The organism is Pseudoalteromonas sp. P1-30 (assembly GCF_001400005.1).
GTDB classification, from domain to species: domain Bacteria; phylum Pseudomonadota; class Gammaproteobacteria; order Enterobacterales; family Alteromonadaceae; genus Pseudoalteromonas; species Pseudoalteromonas atlantica.
On record NZ_LKBC01000007.1, the window covers coordinates 139,419 to 162,422 of the forward strand.

Consider the following 23,004-nt stretch of genomic DNA (forward strand, 5'->3'; position numbering starts at 1 on the left):
CATGACCCAGCAAATTGCAGTATTTACCAATGTTGGCGAGCGTACCAACGTAACCGGCTCTGCCATGTTTAAACGCTTAATCATGGAAGAAGATTACGAGACCGCCCTGAATGTTGCCCGCGAGCAAGTAGAAAACGGCGCCCAAGTTATTGATATAAACATGGACGAAGCCATGTTGGACTCAAAAGCGGCCATGGTTAAGTTTTTAAACTTAATTGCCTCAGAGCCCGATATTTCTAAAGTGCCCATTATGGTCGACTCCTCTAAATGGGAAGTAATAGAAGCAGGGCTTAAATGTATTCAAGGCAAGGCCATTGTTAACTCAATATCGCTTAAAGAGGGCGAAGAGCCGTTTAAACGCCAAGCTAAAATTATTAAACGTTTTGGCGCCGCCGCTGTTGTAATGGCGTTTGATACAGACGGCCAAGCCGACACCGCAGACCGTAAATACGAAATATGTGAACGCAGCTACAAAATATTAGTCGAAGAGATTGGCTTCCCGCCGGAAGATATTATTTTCGATCCTAATATATTTGCCGTAGCCACCGGTATAGAAGAGCACGACAATTACGCAGTAGAATTTATTGAAGGTACACGCCGAATTAAACAAAACTTACCACACTGTAAAGTGTCGGGCGGGGTGTCTAATGTCTCGTTTTCGTTTAGGGGTAATAACCCCGTACGTGAAGCGATTCACTCGGTGTTTCTATACCACGCGATAAAAGCGGGTATGGATATGGGTATTGTAAACGCAGGCCAGCTTGCAGTTTACGACGATATCCCCGAGGAACTTCGCAAAGCCGTAGAAGATGTAATCCTTAACACCGACCCAGGTGCAGGTGAGCGCTTAGTAGAAATAGCCCCTAAGTTTTCGGGTATGGCACAAGCCGAACGCGTAGAAGATTTAGAATGGCGCACATGGCCTGTTGAAAAACGCCTAGAGCACGCCCTTGTAAAAGGCATAACTACCTTTATAGATGAAGACACGGAAGAGTGCCGCGCAGCTGCCGATAAACCTATTCACGTAATTGAAGGGCCATTAATGGATGGCATGAACGTGGTAGGGGATTTATTTGGTGCAGGTAAAATGTTTTTACCGCAGGTTGTTAAATCTGCCCGCGTAATGAAGCGCGCAGTGGCCTACCTAGACCCATTCATAGAAGCTGAAAAAGAAGAAGGCGCCACTAACGGTAAAGTAGTTATGGCCACCGTAAAAGGCGACGTGCACGACATTGGTAAAAACATTGTAGGCGTAGTACTGCAATGTAATAACTACGAAGTAATCGATTTAGGCGTAATGGTACCTGCTGAAAAAATACTGCAAACCGCGATTGACGAAAAAGCCGACATAATTGGTCTTTCGGGTTTAATTACCCCATCGCTTGATGAAATGGTACACGTAGCCAAAGAAATGACCCGCCGAGGTTTTGAGCTACCACTTATGATTGGCGGCGCAACGACCTCTAAAGCGCATACTGCCGTTAAAATTGAACCGCAGTACGACAAAGGCGTAGTGTACGTAAATAACGCCAGCCGTGCAGTGGGCGTGGTATCAAGCTTATTATCTAAAGAGCTAAAACCGGCCTTTTTAGAAAAAACTAAAGCCGAGTACGAAAAAGTACGCGAGCAACAAGCGCGCAAAAAGCCACGTTCAAAACCCGTTACCATACAGCGTGCCCGCGATAACGCAGCCAAGCTTGATTGGGATAATTACACGCCACCGGTGCCTAAAAAGCTGGGCGTGACCGAATTTAAAAATGTATCAATCGCCACGTTACGTAAATATATAGATTGGACCCCATACTTTATGACGTGGTCAATCGCTGGTAAATACCCGCGCATAATGGACGATGAAGTCGTTGGCGAGCAAGCACGTAGCTTATTTAAAGACGCTAACGACATGCTCGACGACCTTGAAAAGTCAGGTGCTTTGCAACCTTTAGGTGTAATTGGTTTATTCCCTGCAAACCGCGTGGGTGATGACATAGAAATTTACACCGACGAAACCCGCAAAGAGCTGTTAACTACCTCATGCCATTTACGCCAGCAAACCGAAAAAACCGACTTTGCTAACTATTGTTTAGCCGACTACATTGCGCCAAAAGGCACACCTGATTACTTTGGCGCGTTTGCAGTAACGGGCGGTTTAGAAGAAGACGACCTAGCCGACGCGTTCGATGCCAAGCAAGACGACTACAATAAAATAATGGTAAAAGCGGTTGCCGACAGGCTCGCAGAAGCCTTTGCCGAATACCTGCACGAACAAGTGCGCAAAGAGTATTGGGGTTACGCAGCCGATGAAAACTTAAGTAACGATGAGCTAATTCGCGAAAACTACCAAGGTATTCGCCCAGCGCCGGGTTACCCCGCGTGCCCAGAGCACACCGAGAAAAAGAAAATTTGGCAGTTACTCGATACCGAAAAACGCATTGGCATGCAGCTCACCAGCTCATACGCCATGTGGCCAGGGGCTGCGGTTTCGGGCTGGTATTTCTCACACCCAGAGGCAAAATATTATGCCGTAGCATCTATTCAAAAGGATCAGGTGGAAGATTACGCCAAGCGAACTAATATGACGCTCGAAGAGGCTGAAAGATGGCTGTCGCCTAATTTGGGGTATGAGCCAGAGTAAAAGAGCAGCGGTCAGTTTTTAGCTGTCAGCTATCAGTAAAACAAAACGAGCCAAATTAGGCTCGTTTTTTACTTTTATTACCTTGTTTAAGAACAATCAGTTGAAATCATATAATATGGTTATGCAGGCACTATTGGTGATTTCTCTTTAACTGAATTAATATTAGGTAAACGTTGAAAAACTTATATGAAGCAATTGCTTAGTAGTAATAATTTGAAAATATTAGTCGCCAAAACTAAATGAAATTTTAGTTACTTAAGCCGCTGGTGTATTTGTAAGTTATTTAAATAAGGATTAGTTATTTTGAGGGATAAAATTACAGGGCTTTGGAATAGAAAGAAATTTGTATTAATGACATTTATTGCTCTTCTTATTACTTCTATAGGTGCTTATGAAATCCTCTACCACTCTAATGGACATTCTAATTTTTGGCCTGATTTGGGTAGCTGGATTGGGGGAGTGGGAACTATTTATGCCGTGATTATCGCAATTGTTGAGTATAAGAGTCGAAAACGGATTGACGGGGCATATGAAAGATTCGAAATACTTAGCTGCATAAAAGGAGAATATTTCCACAGTTGGATGTATTGTACTTTATATCAACTAGAAACGAAAAGTTGCTTGGAGTCATTAAGAAGTTCTTCAGAAGACAAGCAAGTTATTGCCATAGGAAAGTGGGAGCGTTCTTTAAAGTCGACACTAGAGTTTCATCAAAAATTTATAATCGCTCATAATAAATTGTCTAACTCTGTTATACGCCTAAGATTTTTGTCTCCAGATAAATATAAAATATTAGAAAGTGATTTTAAAAAACTATATAAATTAGAAAATGACGTGGAAAAGCTTATGAATATTATTGATCAGCGGCGATTTGATAAAATTGATCCTAGCTGGTCGTCAGAATTGAAGGTTTTATCAGATAATATAAGTAAAAAAAATAATTATGATCACATTTTTAATATTCTGTATGATAATGAATGGTTGGAATATTTAGAAGGCATTCAAGAAAATGTATTTAACCTTTTATTAAAAAAGTTAGAAAATCCAAAGTTGTAATTTAGAAATATAAGGCTACCTAGAGCCTTAAGATACATTATATTTTTATAAAGTTGCTTCTGATCTTATATTTTCACTTAGTGTCAGTTATTACCTACCTTTATACAATGCATTCTCAATAACTTTAAATAAAGGGCTACAATGAAGTATCTAAATTACATATTGCTTTGCCTATTCCTACTTTTCACATCAAACACATTTGCGCTTGAGCAGAAGTATCACGAGAGTGTTTTACCTGTTATTGCTGCTTTTAAAGCGCAGGATAAAACTGCGATTGCTGCGCATATTCGCTACCCTCTAAAAAGGCAATATCCATTGCCCGACATTAAAAATGAAGCTGAGTTTATTAACCGCTTTGATGAAGTGTTTGACGACGAGCTAGTTGCCGTTATGGGCAGCTCTAATATTAATACCGATTGGGATAAAGTTGGTTGGCGCGGCATTATGCTAAATAACGGCGTGATGTGGGTTAATACTGACGGTAAAATTATCGGTATAAATAGCCACACAGCTAAAGAGCAGGCATTTGCTAAACGCTTAATTGAACAAGACAAGCAATCACTTCATTCAAGTATTAATACATTTGAAGAGCCAGTACTCGATTGGAAAACGGCTAGCTACCATATTCGCGTTGATGATTTAGGTGATAGAAATTACCGTTATGCGGTGTGGAGTAGTGATAAAAGGCCAAAGGATAAGCCTGATCTGGTTTTATTTAACGGTGATATTACCTTTGAGGGTAGCGGCGGCAATCACCACTATACGTTTATAAACGGACGCTATAGTTACATATTACACGTTACTGTAATTGGTTGCGATACATCGCCACCTGGTTGGCTTGAAGTATATAAAAATGATGAGCAGTTATTAAATGAGTCAGTTATAAGTGCTAAGTAGAATCAGTAAACCCTTCTTATCTCTATCTAATAAAGCTGCCACTTAATAACAGCTATAGGTTGGCGTTTCGCCGATAAAAATTTCAATAAACCAATTCTAAGTGGTAGGCTAAAAAAGTAGCAATTATTCAAACCGTTCTCGCGCAACAAGGCATTCCTTTAAAGCGCTTTGCCAAGGAGTTAAATATGATCACGCTTACCGTTAATGGTAATAAACATGAGTTTACAGGCGATCCGTCAACGCCGGTGCTTTGGTATCTTCGAGATGAATTAAATTTAACCGGGCCTAAGTTTGGCTGTGGTATGGCGCAATGTGGTGCGTGCACCATACATATTGATGGCGTAGCGCAGCGCTCGTGCATATTACCGGTATCGGCTGTGGCAGGGCGTGCTATTACCTCTATTGAAGGGTTAAGCGAGCAAGGCGACCACCCAGTGCAAAAAGCCTGGGTCGAGCATAAAGTGCCGCAATGTGGGTTTTGTCAGTGTGGGCAAATAATGCAAGCGGCAAGCTTATTAGCCGCTAACCCTAATCCCACTGATGATGAAATAGTGAGTAATATGTCGGGCAATATTTGTCGTTGTGGCACGTATCCGCGTATTCATAAAGCGATTAAGTCGGCGGCTAAAACCATTGCGGGCGTTGAATATTTTGACCCAAATGAACAAGGGGAAGAAGTATGAAAAACGACAATACGTACTTTGACTTAAACCGTCGCCAATTTTTAAAAACCAGCGCAATAGGCGCATTAGTATTAGGCACTTATTTTGTAGGCAGTGCACCAAAAGCGTTTGCAGGCGTGTTAGAGCAACCCTCTGAGCAAGCAAAGCGTGCTAACTTATTTATAGCGCTGCGCCCCGATGGCATGGTTGAAATAACCTGTCATCGCTCTGAAATGGGCCAGCAAATTCGTACCGCCATTGCCCAAATTGTGGCAGACGAAATGGAAGCTGCATGGGATAAAGTAGTGGTTATTCAAGGTAAGGGCGACCCTAAATATGGGGATCAAAATACCGATGGCTCGCGCAGTATTCGCTACAACATGCAGCGCCTGCGCGAAATGGGTGCAAGTGTACGCTACATGATGCAGCACGCAGCCGTTAAATATTGGAACGTTGAGCCGCAAACCTGTACAGCTAATCAGCACGTGGTTACCCACAGCTCAGGTAAAACGCTTGCCTATAAAGACTTAATCGACCTCGCACTTGGTATTACCCCGCCAGAGCCAGACAAGTTAACACTTAAAACACGTAAAGAATGGCGTTATATAAATACCGGTATGGCGCATATAGATTTAACCGATTTAGTAACCGGTAAAGCCACATTTGCTGCTGATGTTCGCGAGCCAAAAGCGCTGGTGGCTATGATTGAGCGCCCACCGGTAGTAGGTGGTGTGGTTAAATCGTTTGATGCCAGCGTCGCTAAAGCAATTAATGGCGTAGTTGATATTATTGAAATGCCTGTACCAAAAGGTGCGCCGCAATTTCAGCCAAAAGGCGGCATTGCTATTGTTGCTAAAAATACCTGGGCTGTATGGCAGGCGCGTAAAGCACTAAAAGTGGTGTGGGATGATGGTAAAAACGGCGATTATAATTCAGAGAGTTTTAAAAAGTCGCTATTACAAACCGTTAATGAGCCGCAAGCGCATGTACGCGAAAAAGGCGATGCAGCAAGCGTACTGGCTAAATCGAGCAATAAGTTAGTAGCCGATTATTACGCGCCGCATTTGGCCCAAGCACCAATGGAGCCACCTTGCGCCACGGCGATGTATCATAAAGACCGCGTTGATATTTGGGCTGCAACGCAAAACCCGCAAGCTGATATGAAAACCGTAGCTGCGTTACTTGGTATGGAAGAGAGCCAAATTAACGTGCATGTAACCATGTTAGGTGGCGGGTTTGGGCGTAAATCAAAACCTGACTTTTCAGCAGAAGCTGCTTACATTTCAATGAAAGTAGGACAACCCATACGCGTACAATGGACGCGAGAGGATGATATTCAGCACAGTTTTTATCATGCGGTATCGGCTCAACATATTGAAGCGTCATTAGATGCAAAAGGTAACATAGAAGCTTATTTACATCGTACGGCGTTTTCGCCAATTATGTCGACCTTTCAAGAAGGTGCAACGTCGCCTGCAGGTTTTGAGCTGCGCTTAGGCTTTACCGATAACCCCATAAACTCACCTAATTTAAAGCTAGAAAACGGCGAAGCACCTGCTAAAACAAGAGTAGGCTGGATGCGTTCGGTATCAAATATTTTTCATGCTTTTGCTATTCAGTCATTTATTGCTGAAGCTGCGCACAAAGCAGGGCGTGACCAAAAAGACTATTTACTTGAAACCATAGGCCCTGATCGTATTTTAGATGTAACCGAGCAAAATGCCTCGTACGATAACTATGGCGCCGATAAAGACGTTTATCCATTAGATATTGGTAAATTACGCCATGTTATTGAAAAAGTGGCTGAGATAAGTAAATGGGGCCGAAAGCTGCCAAAAGGTCGCGGGTTAGGCATTGCTGCGCACCGCAGCTTTCTAACGTATGTGGCTACTGTGGTTGAGGTAGAGGTATCGGATGCTGGTGATTTAAACGTGATTAAATCGTGGGTAGCTATTGATGCAGGTACGGTTGTAAACACCGATACCGTTAAAAATCAAACGCAAGGTGGCTCTATTTACGGTATTACAACCGCAATAAGCGAGGGTATTACCTTTGATAAAGGCCGCGTGCAGCAAAGTAATTTTCACGATTACCGCGTACCGCGTATGAGCGACTCACCACTAGAGGTAGAAGTAGAAATAATACAAAGCGATGCACCACCTGCTGGTGTAGGCGAGCCCGCAACACCGGTTTACGCCCCTGCATTGTGTAACGCTATTTTTGCCGCTTGTGGTAAGCGTATTAGGCAGCTGCCTATAGGTAACCAATTAAAAGCGTAAATAACGTACTTTTATTTAAGCCGTAAAACAAAAAAACCGCCAAATGGCGGTTTTTTTAGAAGTTAGCGATTAGTGAGTTTTTTCAAACTCGTCTACTTCGCGCTCTGCTTCTTCTTTAGATTTACCGTACTGCTGCTGGATTTTACCTACTAGCTCTGTACGGCTACCTTCAATTTTGTCTAAATCGTCGTCAGTAAGATCGCCCCATTTTTGTTGCGCCTTACCTTTAAGTTCGTTCCAATTACCTTTCATACGATCGTTGTTCATAAGTATCTCCTTACTTAGCTTTAATTAACGTTCAGTATAAAAGGAGCAAAGCGTGTACCAATCAGTTAAACTTTTTATTTTATGTTTATAATCATTGATTTATATATTTAAGCGAGGCGTTACTTTTATTGCAGCGCGTATGTTCTTAAAAAATGTACAGAGCGGTCTGTAATTATTTCTGATTATGGATACGCGTAAACTCATCTGCTTTTGCGGCGCGTTTATTTTTGGTTTTTGTTACAATGCCTACAAAGCAATTTTGGGTAAATAGCAGTGCTGCCGGTTCAAAACATATATCAACAACTTCTAACTACATTACAAAGTAACCCCATAACGTTATTACAAGCACCGCCTGGTGCGGGTAAATCAACCTGGTTACCGCTACAGCTTATGCGCGACGGCCATTTTAAACGTATTGTAATGCTTGAGCCGCGCCGCTTAGCAGCACGTAATATTGCCAATTACTTAGCACAGTGCCAAAACGAAAAAGTGGGGCAGAGTGTTGGTTTGCGAGTACGTGGTGAAAGCAAAGTAAGTAGTAATACGCGCCTTGAAATAGTCACCGAGGGCATGCTTACCCGCATGCTACAAAACGACCCCGAATTAAGCGATATAGATTTACTGATATTTGATGAATTTCATGAACGCTCAATTGCGGCCGACACCTCACTGGCCTTTGCTTTAGAGACCCAAAGTGCGCTGCGCGACGATTTAACCATACTACTTATGTCGGCCACCCTTGATACTGAGCGCTATACGCAGTTTTTTGATTGCCCGGTTATACAATCAAGCGGGCGTAGTTACCCCATAGACGAAGTATATATACCAATAAAAGATGAAAGCCGCTGGCTTGATGCTATTCCCTCTTTAATAAAACAAGCACTTAACGAGCAAAGCGGCAGTGCGCTGGTGTTTTTGCCTGGGCAATTTGAAATAGTACGCGTAGAACAGGCCCTTAATGATTTACCAAGTAACTGCTTAGTTGCCACATTATTTGGCGAGCAAGATAAAGCCAATCAGCAAGCGGCGATTGCCCCTGCGCCTAAAGGTATGCGCAAAATTGTGCTTACCACCAATGTAGCCGAAACCAGTTTAACCATTGAAGGCATTCGCATTGTTATTGATAGCGGCAAACGCCGCGCAGCGAGCTATAACTTAAAAACAGGCGTAACTGAGCTTACAACACAAAGTATATCGCGCTCCTCTGCTGTGCAGCGAGCAGGGCGTGCAGGGCGAATAGAACCCGGTGTTGTTTACAGGCTTGGCTCAAAGCAAACCTTTGAGCGACGCAATAGCCACGATAGCCCCGAAATACTCACCTCAGACATAAGCCAACTTATGCTGGAGGCAAAACAGTGGGGCGCAAATATCAGCGAACTCACCTTGCTTGATACGCCAACAGCGCAGCAATGCACGCAAGCGGCAAGCTTACTAACCATGCTTGAAGCCATCGACTCTAAAGGTAAGTTAACCAAATTGGGCAGCAACATGCTGGGTTTTGGGGCGGATATTCGCTTAGCGCATATGCTTTTAAAAGCGCAAGCGCTTGAGGCAGAACTCCCTGGTATTTATCGCTTAGCACTTTATTTAGTGGCGCTGCTTGAGAGCCGAATAAACAGCGCCAACGAGCTAAGCTTGGCGCTACATAGCCAACAACAAAGGCCACACCCAGTATTTAAACAGCAGTTAAAATACTGGCAAAGCCGTTTAAAAGTAACCGACAGTAACAGCGAGCTAAACACCGAGTATTTAGGTTTGCTGGTGGCATTAGCTTACCCCGATCGCATTGCAAAAAAACGCGGCAATGGCTACTTACTTGCCAATGGGGCGGGCGCTGATTTAAACACCGATTACTGGCATAACGATGACTACCTTGCTATTGCAAGTATGGGCGGCCATAAAGGCACGCGTATTTTTGCCGCCACCGCACTTAGCCCATTTGAGCTACAAGATTACTTACCGCATTTGTTTACTACGCTTACCCGCTGTGAGTTTGATGAAAAAACCGCGCGCTTTATCCATCAAGACGAAGTAAAGCTCGGCGCTATTACGCTTACAAGCCAACCAAGTAAGCAAAAGCTTGATAAAACCGAGCGCGCCAAAGCGTGGCTTAATTTATTTACCAAACACGGCTTTGCATTATTTAATGAACAACCCGATGCGCAGCAATTATTAATACGCATGAGTTTAGCCAGTCAGTTTATGCCAGATACGTTCCCGGCAATAAGCGAGCAGCAACTTATCGAAACAGCTGATGATTGGTTAGGCGTATATTTACAGGATATAAAAACGCTGGAGCAGCTTAAAAAGTTTAATTACTTTGAAGCACTGCAAAATTGTTTTGACTGGACACAGCAAACAGCCCTAAAAACACTGTTACCGCTTAGGTTAACGGTACCGAGTGGCTCAAATATAAAAATTAATTACCAGCTAGATGGCCCCGCAAAACTTAGCGTGCGCATGCAAGAAGTGTATGGTTTAACAAGTACGCCAATGCTTGCAAATGGCAAACTGCCGCTGCTTATTGAATTACTCTCGCCAGGTAAGCGTTCATTACAGCTTACGCAAGATCTTGCGCACTTTTGGGCTAGTAGTTATCGCGATGTACAAAAAGAAATGAAAGGACGTTACCCCAAGCATTTTTGGCCCGACGATCCAGCCAACAGCGTGGCAACCAATAGAGTAAAAAGCAAAATGTAGGTTTATTAACTTAAAAATATTTGTTTTATTTTTGAACATGTGAATATAGTGTACCTATAAATAAATCAATACTTTTAACTACAAGGAAGAAGTGATGAAACGACTATTTACATTAGCTTTGCTATTAGTGAGTACCTTTTCGGTTAATGCTGAAAAGGCACTGGACTTAAACAAATTTGCACAGCATTACTACAAAACAATGACCGCCACGCAAGCGCCTAACGCAAGTGAAAAAGAGCTTGAAGCCTACCTTAATTTATTAACAGACGATGTAGGCAGCCAGCACATACCGTATCAAGTAGATGACTCTCGCACTGCAGAGGGTAAAAAACTAATGCGTAAGGGCATGCGTTTTTATTTAGGCGCGCACACCTTATACGAAAGCGAGCTGCTTAATACCTTTGTATTTAACGATAGCGGCTTTGCGATTCGTTATAAAAACCACGCTAAGGGCATTCATCCGCAAAGTAAGCAGCCAATCGAGTACACATCAGTAATGATGGAAGTAATAGAAGTTGAAAACGGTAAAGTGGCGATGATCCGTAAATATCACGAATAAAACGTAAAGTGATAAAACGCGCTAGCCATTAAAGCAAAGTTAATGGCTAATTGGGCTGTAATAGCTTTTTGTTGTTATGTGTTTAAACTTCTTTACCACCGTGCTGCTCTGCTAAATCATCTAGCTCGGCAGAGGTGTAATCAAACCCGCTTTCATCATACTCGTAAGTGACTTTTACACTGTCGCCGCCATTAAATAGGCGAGTTTTAACTTGGTTTACGGGCCAATCTTTTAGTACATGCACAAAGCGGTTAGCAACTTGCGAGGTTTCAAAGCGGTAGCGAATTTCTGTTTTCATAAAAAGGCTCTGTTATTGTATGGCTTAGCTAAAAGTGAGTAGTAAAATTACACTATTTAATGCATTACCACCTCTCATATTCTCTTGGGCGTGTTGATTTTTAATGGTTGAATTTTCAGCCGTATGTTTGGTTTTTAGGCAAGGCAGAGCCTATGAAACTTGGTTATTCCCCATAAATAGGCGATAACGCAGCATAAAAGCCAAACATGGGCTGCCCATTTGGTTCTTTCTAGGGTGATAAGCTCTTGTTTATTGGGTTTTGCTTATTCTTACATGGATGTAAGTCATTAAAATAACGCAGAAGCCGTTATCGAGCCTACCAAGTTACAAACCACATGCCGCGTTTTAATCGCCCCTAGATTGAACAAATTTCTATCCACCAAGGTCAACACGCCCTAGTATACCTTTAATCAATACGCCGATATAAGCCTCTAAAACAGTAAGTGAAGCAAAAAACCACACTTAAACGCTATAAGTGATGCGTTTTTAAAATAAATAATAATTATTACAAATAGCTTTTATATCTAAAAAGTTAATGTGATTTTATTTTTACGTAATGTTCGCACTTTGCTTTAAGGCGCAGTGTTCCTTTCTAAAAATACTTATCTAGTACAAACCAAGCATTGTTATAAGTTTTTGATAGTAAATTACTTTAATAAGTAGATTAGCTTTGTACAGCGAATGTTTTGCTAAGCAATTTACGCACAGTTTAGCTATGTTAAAAAGTATTTTTGCCGATCTCCCTTTGTTCTAAAAACTAAAACTATTTTAAAAATAAAACAAAAAAGAAACATTTAGGTTGATTGTTAGGTATTTGTAATTAGAATAGTCGCTATTACAAATAAGAATGATTCACATACAATATTAGGATTCAACATGAATTTGCGTAAATCTCTCCTTGCTAGTGCAGTAATTACTGCAACTATGGGTTTAACTGCGTGTGGCGGCTCAAGCTCCAGCGATAGCACCGAAACACCAACCACTCCAACAGTGACTAATTCGGCACCTACCGCTATTAGCTTATCTACAGCGGCTGTAACAGAAGATGTAGTAGGCGCAGTAGTCGGTACTTTAAGTGCAACCGATGACGATGCAACAGGCATGGTATTTACACTTTCTGATGATGAACAGTATTTTGAAATTAATGACAGCAATGAGCTAACGCTTAAAAGCACGTTAGCGCTTAATGCTGAGCAAGTAGAAACAATTGATGTAACAGTCACTGCAACCGATGCTGGCGATTTAAGTTTTACACAAACACTGAGCGTATCTGTAACTGATATTGAAGCGCAAGAAGGCGTAAACGTTTACGAATTTGCCTCAACAGTTAATGCTAGTAATTCTGCGGTAAGTTACACAGGCCAAGTGGCTCGCCATGCACTTTCGGCGCAAATTAAAGCTTACATAAGCTTATTAAGTGTTGATTACATTGAAAGCGAAGGCTTAACGGGCGATGCCGTTAAAGCGCAGTTAATGGCTTATTGGAGCGATTACGAAGCCGTAAAAGATAACAGCTTTTTGTTTATTGATGGCGCAACTACATTGCAACAGTCGTTTGCAGAAATTTCGAATTCAGGCAAAACCTTAACAGGTAAAATTGCCGGTAACGATGCGTCTAAAATGGAAGAAGATTGGCTAACAGAAGGCACATTTGAAGGCTGGAGCGACTTCGGCACTCAAGCAAAAACGCCAGAAGGGCTTATTTTTCATTACTTTGATTTACTTGCCGCTAATGTAGATGCAATTGCAAGCGGTACACAATCTGAGGATGTAAACGGTAATGACATTACTGCGGCATACATCACAACAAGTGGCCTTGATTTAAACCAGCTTATTCAAAAGCACACGCTAGGTGCGTTAATGTTCTCGCAAGGCACTGACGATTACCTAGACGAAGGGCTTGATGAAGATAACACCGATGCAGCAGCCGATGGCACTTACAGTACTTTAGAGCATCAATACGATGAAGGTTTTGGTTACTTTGGCGCTGCTCGTCATTATTTAGAATTTAGCGACGAGGCTATTTCTGATGGTAGCGCAAGCGCTGATATTGATGGCGATGGCAAAATTGACTTAGCGAGTGAATACAACTGGGGTAACTCTACCAACGCAGCTAAACGTGATAAAGGCGCGGTAGTAGCAACTGACTTTAGCAGCGCAGCAATGACGGCGTTTATTGCGGGTCGTAAAATTATTAACGATGCTGCACCAAGTACATTAACTGATGATCAAAAAACGCAGTTACTAGCACAACGTGATATTGCTGTAGCCAATTGGGAAAACGCAATTGCAGCCACCGTTGTACATTACATCAACGACACATTAGCCGACATTGATACAGTACAAGGTACAGAGGCAAGTGCTGACGATTTTGCTAATTTAGCTAAACACTTTAGTGAAATGAAAGGCTTTGCACTGAACTTTCAATTTAACCCATTTTCACCTTTTTACAGCGACGATAACGCAGGTAAATTTGCCGAGCTACATACATTACTCGGTGAAGCGCCACTGCTAACAGATGCATACAAAGCGCAGTTAGTAGAGGCACGTGATTTGATGCAGGAAGTTTACGGCTTTGATGCTCAAAACGTTGAAAACTGGTAATAACCACCCGTTTTAGCTCCAAGGAAGGTCAGCCCACGGGCTGGCCTTTTGCCGTTTAATTTTCAAAGTTTTTAGGGTTGAAATAATGATCAATTATGCAAAAAAAGGGGTTGTGGTTGCAGCTACTGTATTAACCCTTAGTGGGTGTGGTGAAAGTAGCTCAAGTAGCACAGGTAGTGATTTTCAAAGTAGTGATAGCGGGCAAACTACTACGCCTGCGGTTACAGAGTTTGATGAAGCACAACTCGTTACTAACTTAGTCGATAATGTAATAACACCTACGTTTGTTTTGTTTAATCAACAAGCACAAACACAAACACAGGCCGTTGCAAATTACTGCCAAGCTGAAATACAAAGCGTACAAGAAAGCTCAGAAGAGGCCATTGCGCTGCGTGCTCAAGCACAACAAGCCTGGCTGGATACCATGGCGGGTTGGCAACAAGCCGAAATGATGCAAATGGGGCCGCTTCTTGATAACGCAGGGCAGTTACGTAACCAAATATATTCATGGCCTACTTTTAGCCGCTGTGGGATAGACCAAGACGTGGTGTATAACCAAGACGGTGTTATTAACCAAGATCAAAATCGCCCGTATGCCATTAGCGAAAGAACAGCAACACGCCGTGGCTTATTTGCAATTGGGCATGTGTTGTTTAACGAGCAATTAGCGCATCACTGTAGTGTGGCAAATGATGCCCTTGCAGATTGGAATAACCGCACAGATTTAGCGCGTCGTCAGGCTCGTTGTGAGTTTGCTGTGGTGGCAAGTGAAGATGTTTTAAGTTCGTCAGCGCAGTTATTACAAGCTTGGCAAGGGGATAGCGGTTTTGCTAACGAATTAAAAAATACCGGCCAAAGTGGCTCTCGCTTTAGCACAACTCATGAAGCGCTTAATCATATTAGCGATGCACTGTTTTATATCGACACAATAGTAAAAGATAAAAAATTAGCAGAGCCGATTGGTATTTTTTCAAATTCGTGTGGCGCATCGGCGTGCCCTGAAGATGTAGAAAGCCTAGATGCGAAAAGCTCTTTAGATAATATTCGTAATAACTTAGCGGCGTTTGAAGCGTTAATTATGGGTAACTTAGACGCTGAGCAAGCAGGCACTGGCTTTGATGACTTTTTAGATGCAGAGCAAGCACAGGCTACTAAAACACGTTTAGTTGAAGGAATAGCAGCCCTTAAAGCCACTTTAAATAGCATAGATAGCTCGCTGGCCGATTTGCTAATTGATAACGAGCAACAGGTGCGTGATGTACATGGGCAAGTGAAAGTGCTGACCGATGAGCTAAAAAATGACTTTATTAATGAGCTAGCACTTGAGCTACCTACCACCTCTGCAGGCGATAACGACTAAGGGCGACAATGAAATACAATAAACTTACAATTGCATTGCTTATGGCCGTAAGTTGCCAAGCAGTGGCAGAGCAAAAAAACGAATTAGAACATATTCAAATTATTAGCCATAACGATAAATTGCGCACCGAAGCAGGCTCGGCAACTTTAATTGGCGAAGCGCAACTGGAACAATTTGAGTTTGATGATATTCATCGTATTTTATCGCAGGTGCCTGGGGTAAACATACGCGAAGAAGATGGCTTTGGGCTAAGGCCTAACATTGGTTTTAGGGGCGTAACCCCTGAACGTAGTAAAAAAATAACCATTTTAGAAGACGGTGTTTTAATTGGCCCTGCGCCGTATTCGGCACCGGCGGCTTATTATTTTCCGCTTACTACACGCATGACCGCAGTTGAAGTGTTTAAAGGCCCAGCAGCCATACATTATGGCCCGCAAACGGTGGCGGGTACGCTTAATTTAGTGTCGCGCCAAGTGCCTGATGATGCCAGCGGTATGCTTGATATTTCAGCAGGCTCCGATGGCTATAAAAAAGCGCACGCGTATTATGGTAATCGCCAAGGGCAGTTTGGCTTTTTAGTTGAAGGCGTTCACCTAGAAAGTGACGGTTTTAAAGAGCTTGATGGTGGGCAAGACACAGGCTTTGAAAAAGACGATTTATTAGTTAAATTAGATTACACACTTAATAGCGAGCAGTATAAACAACGCTTTGAGTTAAAGCTGGCCTATTCAGATGAGCTTTCTAACGAAACCTACCTTGGGTTAACCGAAGGAGATTACCAGCAAACACCGTATCGCCGTTATGCCGCCAGCGGCCCTGCAAATATGGACACTAAGCACACGCAAGTGATGTTTACCCACCAGCTTAGCAGCGACAATTTTGCCCTTACAACCCGCGCCTATCGCAACGATTTTGAACGTGCGTGGCTTAAACTCAACGCGGTTACTAACAGCAGTGGTAGTTTGTCGGATATTTTGGCAGACCCAACACGCTTTGAGCGTGAATACAGCGTTATTAGTGGCCAAGCCGATTCGGTTCAAAGTGGTGAAAGCAATGTATTTTTAACCATGGGAACGAACGACAGAGCCTTTTTCTCGCAGGGCATACAGTTTGATGGTGATTGGCAAGTCGCTGCGTTTGGGCTAGAGCACTCACTCTCATTCGGGGTGCGTTTTCATCAAGATGAAATAGAGCGCGATCATTTTGAAGACACATACGCCATGGTTAACGCGGTTAACACCCGTACAGACACCGCGAGTGTATTTACCACACAAAATACCGAATCTACCGATGCGTGGTCGTTATATATTGAAGACAAAGTAACCTTCGATAAGCTAACTCTTGGTTTAGGCGTGCGCGGCGAGTTAATGGATATGTCGTATCAAAATGACGCCCCTGGACAAGCAAACGATTGGCAAGATAAATCGAGCCGTATTTGGTTACCTGGGTTAAGTGGCTTTTACCAATTATCGGCCAATGCAGGGTTACTTTTTGGTGTACACCAAGGATTTGTGCCCTCAAGCCCATCTAGCCCTGTACGTGAAGGAGATGAAGAGTTTGAAAAAAGCGTAAACTATGAATTTGGTGGCCGTTACAACAACGGTAACAGCCAAGTGGAAGTAGTGAGCTTTTTTAATGATTATTCAAACTTAGTAGAAAGCTGTGGCCAGTCAAATTGTGGAATCGAAAACGAAATTGACCGCGAATTTAGTGGTGGGGAAGTGGATGTATGGGGCGTTGAGTCTCAATTTGCACACACTTACGCATTAAATAAGCACATTGATGTGCCGGTACGCTTAACTTATACCTACACGCAAAGTGAGTTTAAAGAAGAGCTATTTAGCGAATTTACGCAGTGGGGACATATTCGCCCGGGCGATCATTTACCGTACTTGCCTAACCATCAAGCTGCGCTGAGCTTAGGCCTTGCACATAACGATTGGTCGGTTGATGTATTAATAAAATACACCTCAGAAATGCCAGAGGCCGCTGGCGTAGCTTATACCGCTGGCGAGCTTGGTAACACCACAGGGAATGATTTTTCATTACCGTTGGCAGGTGTCGAGGTACCCGCTACAACAGTACTAGATATTGCTGCGCGCTACGAGCTTGATCAATATGGGCATATTTACGCTAAGGTAGATAATCTGTTTGACCAAGATAACATTGTTAGTCGTCGCCCATATGGCGCGCGCCCGGGTAAACCGCGTAGCGTAGCCGTGGGTTACAAATATCAATTTTAAGAGGTAAGTTATGCTCGAGACTATATGGCAAACGCTTCTTCAAACGCCAAATTATTTGTTTGATGCCAATAAACGTATTTTTATTGGCTATAGCATTGCGGCGTTAGTGATTGCTATGTTGCTGTATTTTTCGGGCCGTGCGCAGCAAAAAAAGCGCACGTGGCGTGGGCTGGGGCGCTATTTATTTAGTAAGCGTATTTGGCTGAGTAAAAGTGCCAAGCTCGACTACCAATTATTAATTATAAACCGCTTACTTAAAGCCGCGCTGTGGGTGCCTATAGTGTTAACTATGGTGCCTGTTGCTATTGGTGTAAGTGATGCCCTGCAATGGCTTTTTGGTGAACGCGCAGTATGGCAGCTGCCAAGTACTGTGGTGTTAATTATTTTTACCGTTTTATTGTTTATATTTGATGATTTAACACGGTTTTTATTACATTTAGCACTGCATAAAGTGCCGTTTTTGTGGCATTTTCATAAGGTACATCATAGTGCGTTAGTGCTCACCCCAATGACCATTTATCGCAGCCACCCGTTTGAAAGCTATTTATATGCCTGTCGAATGGCGTTAGCCCAAGGTTTTGTAGTGGGCGTTTGTGTGTATTGCTTTGGCCGAAATTTATCAATGTTAGATATTTTGGGGGCTAATGTATTTGTATTTGCCTTTAATGCTTTAGGCGCTAATTTACGCCACTCACATGTGTGGTGGAGCTTTGGTAAAAAAATAGAAAATTGGTTAATTAGCCCAGCTCAGCACCAAATTCATCACAGCGATAACCCAAAACATTTTGACCGTAACCTAGGCTCAGCGTTAGCCATTTGGGATAGAGCCTGTGGCACGCTGATAAAAGCGCATCAAGTAGGTAAAATTACCGTGGGGGTTGGCAATAACGACCGGGGGCACAACAGTGTAATGGATGCGTATTGGCGGCCAATTTACGAGAACCTACAAACGCCTTGGCAACGTGTGGCTAAAGCCGCTAATAAGGTGAACGTTTTTAATAAAAAAAAGCCCATTATTGAGGTTAATATTAACGACAAAACAGTTAAATAGCGCTCGGTTACAAAAAATAAAAGGTTAAATTGTAAATTTTGTGTTTCAATAATCGTATCAAACTCGGTACATACACGCGTACCTTCTTTAATTTACGATGACGATTTAACATGCATTACAAATCAGTTTTATTAGCAAGTTGTGCTTTATTGCTAAGCGCCTGTGGTGGCTCAGGCGGCGATGACACGCCCACCGTTAATTCAAATAAAATTCCTACCTTATCGATTGCCAACATACCCAGCGAATTAACTAAAGGCCAAACCATTGAGCTAATTGCAACAGCAAGCGATGAAGACGGTACAATAAGCAGTGTGGTTTGGCAACAAACTGCGGGCACCACGTTATTGAATGAACCATTAGATGCGTTAAGTACCCGCCTTACTATACCCGCTGCGCAAAGTTATGAGCCTATAACGTATTCATTTAGCGTAACAGCCACCGATAATGAAGGGGCAACAAACACTCAAACCGTTACATTTGTAGCCAAAAACAGCATGGACATACACAGCGCCGCTAGGTTATTACACCAAGCTAGCATGGGCCCAACGCTTGCTGAAATAAACAGTGCTCAAGGTTTAAGTGAGCAACAATGGCTCGATGACCAAATAGCACTGCCAGTTAGCTACCATCGAAACTACTTGGTAAAACTTGAAGATGACGAAGACTTTAAATATATAAGCCGAATAGATGCATGGTGGAAAGCGGTGCTACAAAGTGACGATCAACTACGCCAACGCGTTGCATTTGCACTGAGTGAAATATTGGTCGTATCGGATGAAAATAGCGATTTGCGAGCACAACCAGAGGGCATGATCACTTACTACGATTTATTGCTCAAACATGCGTTTGGCAATTTTAGAGAGTTACTCGAAGAGGTAACGCTTTCGCCAATTATGGGCACGTACCTAAGCCATTTAGGGAACGAAAAAGCTGATGAAGCACTTAATATTCGCCCAGATGAAAATTACGCCCGTGAGGTTATGCAATTATTTACCATTGGCCTAGATGAGTTAAACCTTGATGGCACCGCTAAGCTAGATGCAAACGGTAATAGCATAGCAACTTACGGACAGGCTCAAATACAGGGGTTTGCGCGTGTATTTACAGGCTGGACACTTGCCGGCAGCGAAACCTTTAAACGCAAAAGCCGCGATTATATAAACCCTATGCAAGCTTACAGCGAATACCATTCGGATAAAGAAAAAGTTCTATTAAATAATGAGGTTATACCGCCTGGTTATGGCCCAGAGGAGTCGCTAAAAATAGCCCTCGATAATTTATTTAATCACGACAACGTTGCACCGTTTATTTCTAAGCAGCTTATTCAGCGGTTAATTACCTCAAACCCTACTGCGCAATATGTAGAGCGCGTTGCACGTGTATTTAACGATAATGGAAGTGGTGTGCGAGGCGATTTAGCCGCAGTTGTTAAAGCTATTTATTTAGATGGCGAAGCACGCCATTTTGGCAGTGTACTTAGCTATCAAGGTAAAATTAAAGAACCACTTTTAAAAACTGTGCAGTTTTGGCGAAACCTTAACGCGAAGTCGCAGCAAGGTTATTATAAAACGTGGAACTTAGTCGATAGCTACGGGCAAGGCCCCATGCAGTCGGGCTCTGTATTTAATTTTTTCAGACCTGATTACCAAAGTGCGACTTTGCGCTCCCAAGGGCTTCTCGCCCCCGAATTACAAATAGCCAACGATGCGACTTTAATAGGCACAATGAATGCCTTATTTGCAAGTTTGGTTTGGAGTACAGCCGAAGCGCATACCGAGTTAAACCCTGCAGGAATTTATGTTTATGTACAAAGCGATATGGATTACTTGGCGCAAAATGGCATTAGCGCACTGATAGAGCAATATAATACCCTGTATTTTGCCGGCAATATGAGCGCTGACACTACACAAGCTTTACTTGATTTAGATGCCTATTTTGATGAGGATCAGTACCGCGTGAGGGTTTCGTACTTGTTATACATGATTGCTATTTCACCTGAATTTAACGTGCAGTATTAGGAGCGCATAATGAGCTTAAATAGAAGAGACTTTTTGTCATTATGTTTAAAAGGCGGGGTATCGGCAGCCGCTTTAACCAGTTTGCAGCTACAAGCGTTAACGGGGGCAACTGATGCAATAGAACTCGGTGATTATAAAGCCCTAGTGTGTGTATTTTTATATGGCGGAAACGACTCACTTAATATGTTGCTACCCCTTGAGGGAGAGCAGCGTAGTTTATACGAGCAAAGCCGGCAAAACCTCGCAGTAGACAATCCGCTAGCGTTAAGTGTTTCTCAGCAGTTTGCAGGTGGCGTGGGTATTCATCCCTCACTTGCGCCATTACAGAGCGTGTTTGAGTCGGATGATTTAGCCTTTGTTGCTGGCGTAGGCACTTTACTTACCCCCACCACATTAACAGATTACAAAAATAATGCGGTGCCTTTACCTAAGCATTTATTTTCGCATAACGATCAGCAAGCGTCATGGATGTACGGCCGAGAAAAAGCCTCTTTAAACAGTGGGTGGGGCGCACGTATGCTAGAGCGATTAGCTGTAGAGGATCAGTTTGCGGCAAATATCTCTCTCGATGGCACTAATTTATGGCAAACAGGCACAAATACCAGTGCCTTTGCGCTTAACAAAAGTGGCATAAGCACAATTAACGCCTTTGGTGGCTATCAGCCCCGCACTGAGCACGTTACTAACATAATGAACCGCTTGTTAGGCAATGCAAGCCATGTACTAGGGCGTGAATATGCGAATGGCTTAAATAGCGCAATTACCAACACGCAAACGATGAACAGTGCGCTTGAACAAGCCCCAGCGCTTACTACCACCTTTAGCGATACTAGCTTGAGTGAGCAATTAGCCGCGGTGGCCAAAGCTATTAGTGTGCAGTCGTCGTTAAGTACACAGCGCCAAGTATTTTTTGTCTCTATGGGGGGATTTGACACCCACGATGATCAGCTTACTGCGCACCCTGCGTTATTAAATACGCTAGCTCAAGGGCTCAGCGAGTTTAACAGTGCCATGAAAGAGCTAAACATGAATGATAAAGTCATCACGTTTACTATGTCTGACTTTGGCCGCACGCTCACCTCAAACGGCGATGGCACCGACCATGGCTGGGCGGGTAATCAAATAGTAATGGGCGGCGCGGTAAAAGGACGTTCTATTTATGGCCAGTTACTTACTCAGCAATTAGAGGGCGAATACGATACCGGTGGCGGGCGGTTAATTCCGCAAGTGGCTAACGAGCAATACTTTGCAACGTTAGCGCAGTGGTTTGGCGTGCCAGTTTCGGAGCTGGTTGATATTTTTCCAAATTTAAGTAACTTTAACAGCGCGACCTTAGACTTTTTTGTGTAATGATACTGACACGCCAGCCTAGGTTCGTTAGTTTAAGGTTAAAGCGCCGCTGCTTGATAATAAAAATTCGTTATTTAGTTGTTTTAATTAGCTTATTTTAAGGTTTTTGAACAAAGCTTATTATTTAAAGCACTTAAGTATCACTATACAGGGGCGCGAGCTGTTAATTGTAATCTAAACCCAGTGCTTGGCAGTATAATGTACTGGTTTCAAATACTTAAAATTAAAGATCACACATGATAAAGGAATCATAATAATGAAAATTTTAGTGAGCTTAGTAAGTTTAATCGCTTTTTTACTCGTTTTACTGCCAGGGCCTTTATATAAGTATGGGGTTGTTGAACTAAGTACTGCGTTTGCAGGGTTTAGATTTGGTGTGTATGTGGGTGGCGCTGCATTAGTGCTGCTTATTATACAGGTTATTTTTATGCGTAAAACGCTTAGCATGGGCAGCACTTTAATGGCGTTGGTGTTTGCAGCCATCGCGATTGCAATGCCACTGAGCATGATGAGCAAGGCTAAAAGCGTACCCGCGATCCATGATATTTCGACCGATTTAATTAACCCGCCAAAATTTGTGGCAATTGTACCGCTGCGAGCGGATGCTAAAAACCCAGCTGAATACGCAGGAGAAGAAACAGCCACGCAGCAACGCAAAGCTTACCCTGAGCTAAAAACATTAAATTATGCACAATCAAAAACAGACTTATTGGCTGCTACCGAGCAAGTGGTTAAAAATTTAGGGTTTGAGCTTGTTAATGTTAATGCGGCTACGGGCATTGTAGAAGCAACGGATACCACCACATGGTTTGGTTTTAAAGACGATGTAGTTGTGCGTATCAATGATGAAGGCAGCCAGCGCTTTGTCGATATACGCAGTAAGTCACGCGTGGGGCGAAGCGATTTAGGAAAAAATGCTGAACGTATACATTCACTCATTGATGAGATAAATACGTTACTGGATAAGTAACCAACTGTCCCGTCCTGAAATAGGTTGACGGTTTTAATGAAAGACTTGGTGCGAAAGT

Annotated in this window: 16 protein-coding genes; 14 read left to right on the forward strand and 2 right to left on the reverse strand. The window is 42.8% G+C overall.

What is annotated here, in order from left to right:
* The first annotated feature begins 1 nt into the window (after position 1).
* The 5 genes from metH to AN395_RS12710 all read left to right on the forward strand — a co-directional run bounded on the left by metH (position 2) and on the right by AN395_RS12710 (position 7,526).
* Positions 2 to 2,632 carry a methionine synthase gene (gene metH / locus AN395_RS12690; RefSeq protein WP_054983215.1) on the forward strand — a complete coding sequence of 877 codons (2,631 nt, stop codon included), beginning with the start codon at positions 2 to 4 and terminating at the stop codon, positions 2,630 to 2,632.
* Between the two features lie 303 nt (positions 2,633 to 2,935).
* Positions 2,936 to 3,688: a hypothetical protein gene (locus AN395_RS12695; protein WP_054983216.1), complete on the forward strand. Its 753-nt coding sequence runs from the start codon at positions 2,936 to 2,938 to the stop codon at positions 3,686 to 3,688.
* 141 nt (positions 3,689 to 3,829) lie between these two features.
* Positions 3,830 to 4,585, forward strand: a complete 756-nt coding sequence (locus AN395_RS12700) for a hypothetical protein (protein ID WP_054983217.1) — start codon at positions 3,830 to 3,832, stop codon at positions 4,583 to 4,585.
* 185 nt (positions 4,586 to 4,770) lie between these two features.
* Entirely contained in the window at positions 4,771 to 5,268 is a 498-nt protein-coding gene (locus AN395_RS12705) for a (2Fe-2S)-binding protein (protein WP_024034278.1), read from the forward strand.
* Positions 5,265 to 7,526 carry a xanthine dehydrogenase family protein molybdopterin-binding subunit gene (locus tag AN395_RS12710; protein WP_054983218.1) on the forward strand — a complete coding sequence of 754 codons (2,262 nt, stop codon included), beginning with the start codon at positions 5,265 to 5,267 and terminating at the stop codon, positions 7,524 to 7,526. The genes AN395_RS12705 and AN395_RS12710 overlap by 4 nt, the downstream gene beginning before the upstream one ends.
* A 69-nt stretch (positions 7,527 to 7,595) precedes the next feature.
* Here AN395_RS12710 and AN395_RS12715 read toward each other — a convergent pair whose 3' ends face one another.
* Positions 7,596 to 7,793, reverse strand: coding sequence for a CsbD family protein (locus AN395_RS12715; RefSeq protein WP_054983219.1), 198 nt, complete (start codon positions 7,791 to 7,793; stop codon positions 7,596 to 7,598).
* Positions 7,794 to 8,066: 273 nt separating this feature from the next.
* Here AN395_RS12715 and hrpB point away from each other — a divergent pair, with 273 nt between their 5' ends.
* Positions 8,067 to 10,493 carry an ATP-dependent helicase HrpB gene (gene hrpB, locus AN395_RS12720; protein ID WP_054983220.1) on the forward strand — a complete coding sequence of 809 codons (2,427 nt, stop codon included), beginning with the start codon at positions 8,067 to 8,069 and terminating at the stop codon, positions 10,491 to 10,493.
* 94 nt (positions 10,494 to 10,587) lie between these two features.
* A complete protein-coding gene (locus AN395_RS12725) occupies positions 10,588 to 11,052 on the forward strand; it encodes a nuclear transport factor 2 family protein (protein WP_054983221.1) in 465 nt (154 codons plus the stop codon).
* A gap of 82 nt (positions 11,053 to 11,134) precedes the next feature.
* Here AN395_RS12725 and AN395_RS12730 read toward each other — a convergent pair whose 3' ends face one another.
* On the reverse strand, positions 11,135 to 11,350 hold the full coding sequence (locus AN395_RS12730) for a hypothetical protein (RefSeq protein ID WP_004587424.1): 216 nt from the start codon (positions 11,348 to 11,350) through the stop codon (positions 11,135 to 11,137).
* 876 nt (positions 11,351 to 12,226) lie between these two features.
* Between AN395_RS12730 and AN395_RS12735 the strand changes: the two genes are divergently transcribed.
* The 7 genes from AN395_RS12735 (at position 12,227) to AN395_RS12765 (ending at position 22,946) form a co-directional block, all read left to right on the forward strand.
* Positions 12,227 to 13,954: a DUF4856 domain-containing protein gene (locus AN395_RS12735; protein WP_054983222.1), complete on the forward strand. Its 1,728-nt coding sequence runs from the start codon at positions 12,227 to 12,229 to the stop codon at positions 13,952 to 13,954.
* Between the two features lie 85 nt (positions 13,955 to 14,039).
* Complete coding sequence (locus AN395_RS12740) at positions 14,040 to 15,314, forward strand: imelysin family protein (protein ID WP_054983223.1); 1,275 nt, start codon at positions 14,040 to 14,042, stop codon at positions 15,312 to 15,314.
* 8 nt (positions 15,315 to 15,322) lie between these two features.
* On the forward strand, positions 15,323 to 17,557 hold the full coding sequence (locus tag AN395_RS12745; RefSeq protein ID WP_054983224.1) for a TonB-dependent receptor domain-containing protein: 2,235 nt from the start codon (positions 15,323 to 15,325) through the stop codon (positions 17,555 to 17,557).
* A gap of 10 nt (positions 17,558 to 17,567) precedes the next feature.
* Entirely contained in the window at positions 17,568 to 18,608 is a 1,041-nt protein-coding gene (locus AN395_RS12750; protein ID WP_095206658.1) for a sterol desaturase family protein, read from the forward strand.
* Between the two features lie 110 nt (positions 18,609 to 18,718).
* A complete protein-coding gene (locus AN395_RS12755) occupies positions 18,719 to 20,626 on the forward strand; it encodes a DUF1800 family protein (RefSeq protein WP_054983225.1) in 1,908 nt (635 codons plus the stop codon).
* 9 nt (positions 20,627 to 20,635) lie between these two features.
* Entirely contained in the window at positions 20,636 to 21,976 is a 1,341-nt protein-coding gene (locus tag AN395_RS12760; protein WP_054983226.1) for a DUF1501 domain-containing protein, read from the forward strand.
* A gap of 256 nt (positions 21,977 to 22,232) precedes the next feature.
* A complete protein-coding gene (locus AN395_RS12765; RefSeq protein ID WP_054983227.1) occupies positions 22,233 to 22,946 on the forward strand; it encodes a DUF1499 domain-containing protein in 714 nt (237 codons plus the stop codon).
* Positions 22,947 to 23,004: the final 58 nt, after the last annotated feature.

What these genes read in the sequence shown, in the direction of transcription:
- metH (WP_054983215.1), top strand. Translation starts at nt 2, where the DNA reads ATGACCCAGCAAATTGCAGTATTTACCAATGTTGGCGAGCGTACCAAC.
- AN395_RS12700 (WP_054983217.1), top strand. Translation starts at nt 3,830, where the DNA reads ATGAAGTATCTAAATTACATATTGCTTTGCCTATTCCTACTTTTCACA.
- AN395_RS12705 (WP_024034278.1), top strand. Translation starts at nt 4,771, where the DNA reads ATGATCACGCTTACCGTTAATGGTAATAAACATGAGTTTACAGGCGAT.
- AN395_RS12710 (WP_054983218.1), top strand. Translation starts at nt 5,265, where the DNA reads ATGAAAAACGACAATACGTACTTTGACTTAAACCGTCGCCAATTTTTA.
- AN395_RS12715 (WP_054983219.1), bottom strand. Translation starts at nt 7,793, where the DNA reads ATGAACAACGATCGTATGAAAGGTAATTGGAACGAACTTAAAGGTAAG.
- AN395_RS12725 (WP_054983221.1), top strand. Translation starts at nt 10,588, where the DNA reads ATGAAACGACTATTTACATTAGCTTTGCTATTAGTGAGTACCTTTTCG.
- AN395_RS12730 (WP_004587424.1), bottom strand. Translation starts at nt 11,350, where the DNA reads ATGAAAACAGAAATTCGCTACCGCTTTGAAACCTCGCAAGTTGCTAAC.
- AN395_RS12735 (WP_054983222.1), top strand. Translation starts at nt 12,227, where the DNA reads ATGAATTTGCGTAAATCTCTCCTTGCTAGTGCAGTAATTACTGCAACT.
- AN395_RS12740 (WP_054983223.1), top strand. Translation starts at nt 14,040, where the DNA reads ATGATCAATTATGCAAAAAAAGGGGTTGTGGTTGCAGCTACTGTATTA.
- AN395_RS12745 (WP_054983224.1), top strand. Translation starts at nt 15,323, where the DNA reads ATGAAATACAATAAACTTACAATTGCATTGCTTATGGCCGTAAGTTGC.
- AN395_RS12750 (WP_095206658.1), top strand. Translation starts at nt 17,568, where the DNA reads ATGCTCGAGACTATATGGCAAACGCTTCTTCAAACGCCAAATTATTTG.
- AN395_RS12755 (WP_054983225.1), top strand. Translation starts at nt 18,719, where the DNA reads ATGCATTACAAATCAGTTTTATTAGCAAGTTGTGCTTTATTGCTAAGC.
- AN395_RS12760 (WP_054983226.1), top strand. Translation starts at nt 20,636, where the DNA reads ATGAGCTTAAATAGAAGAGACTTTTTGTCATTATGTTTAAAAGGCGGG.
- AN395_RS12765 (WP_054983227.1), top strand. Translation starts at nt 22,233, where the DNA reads ATGAAAATTTTAGTGAGCTTAGTAAGTTTAATCGCTTTTTTACTCGTT.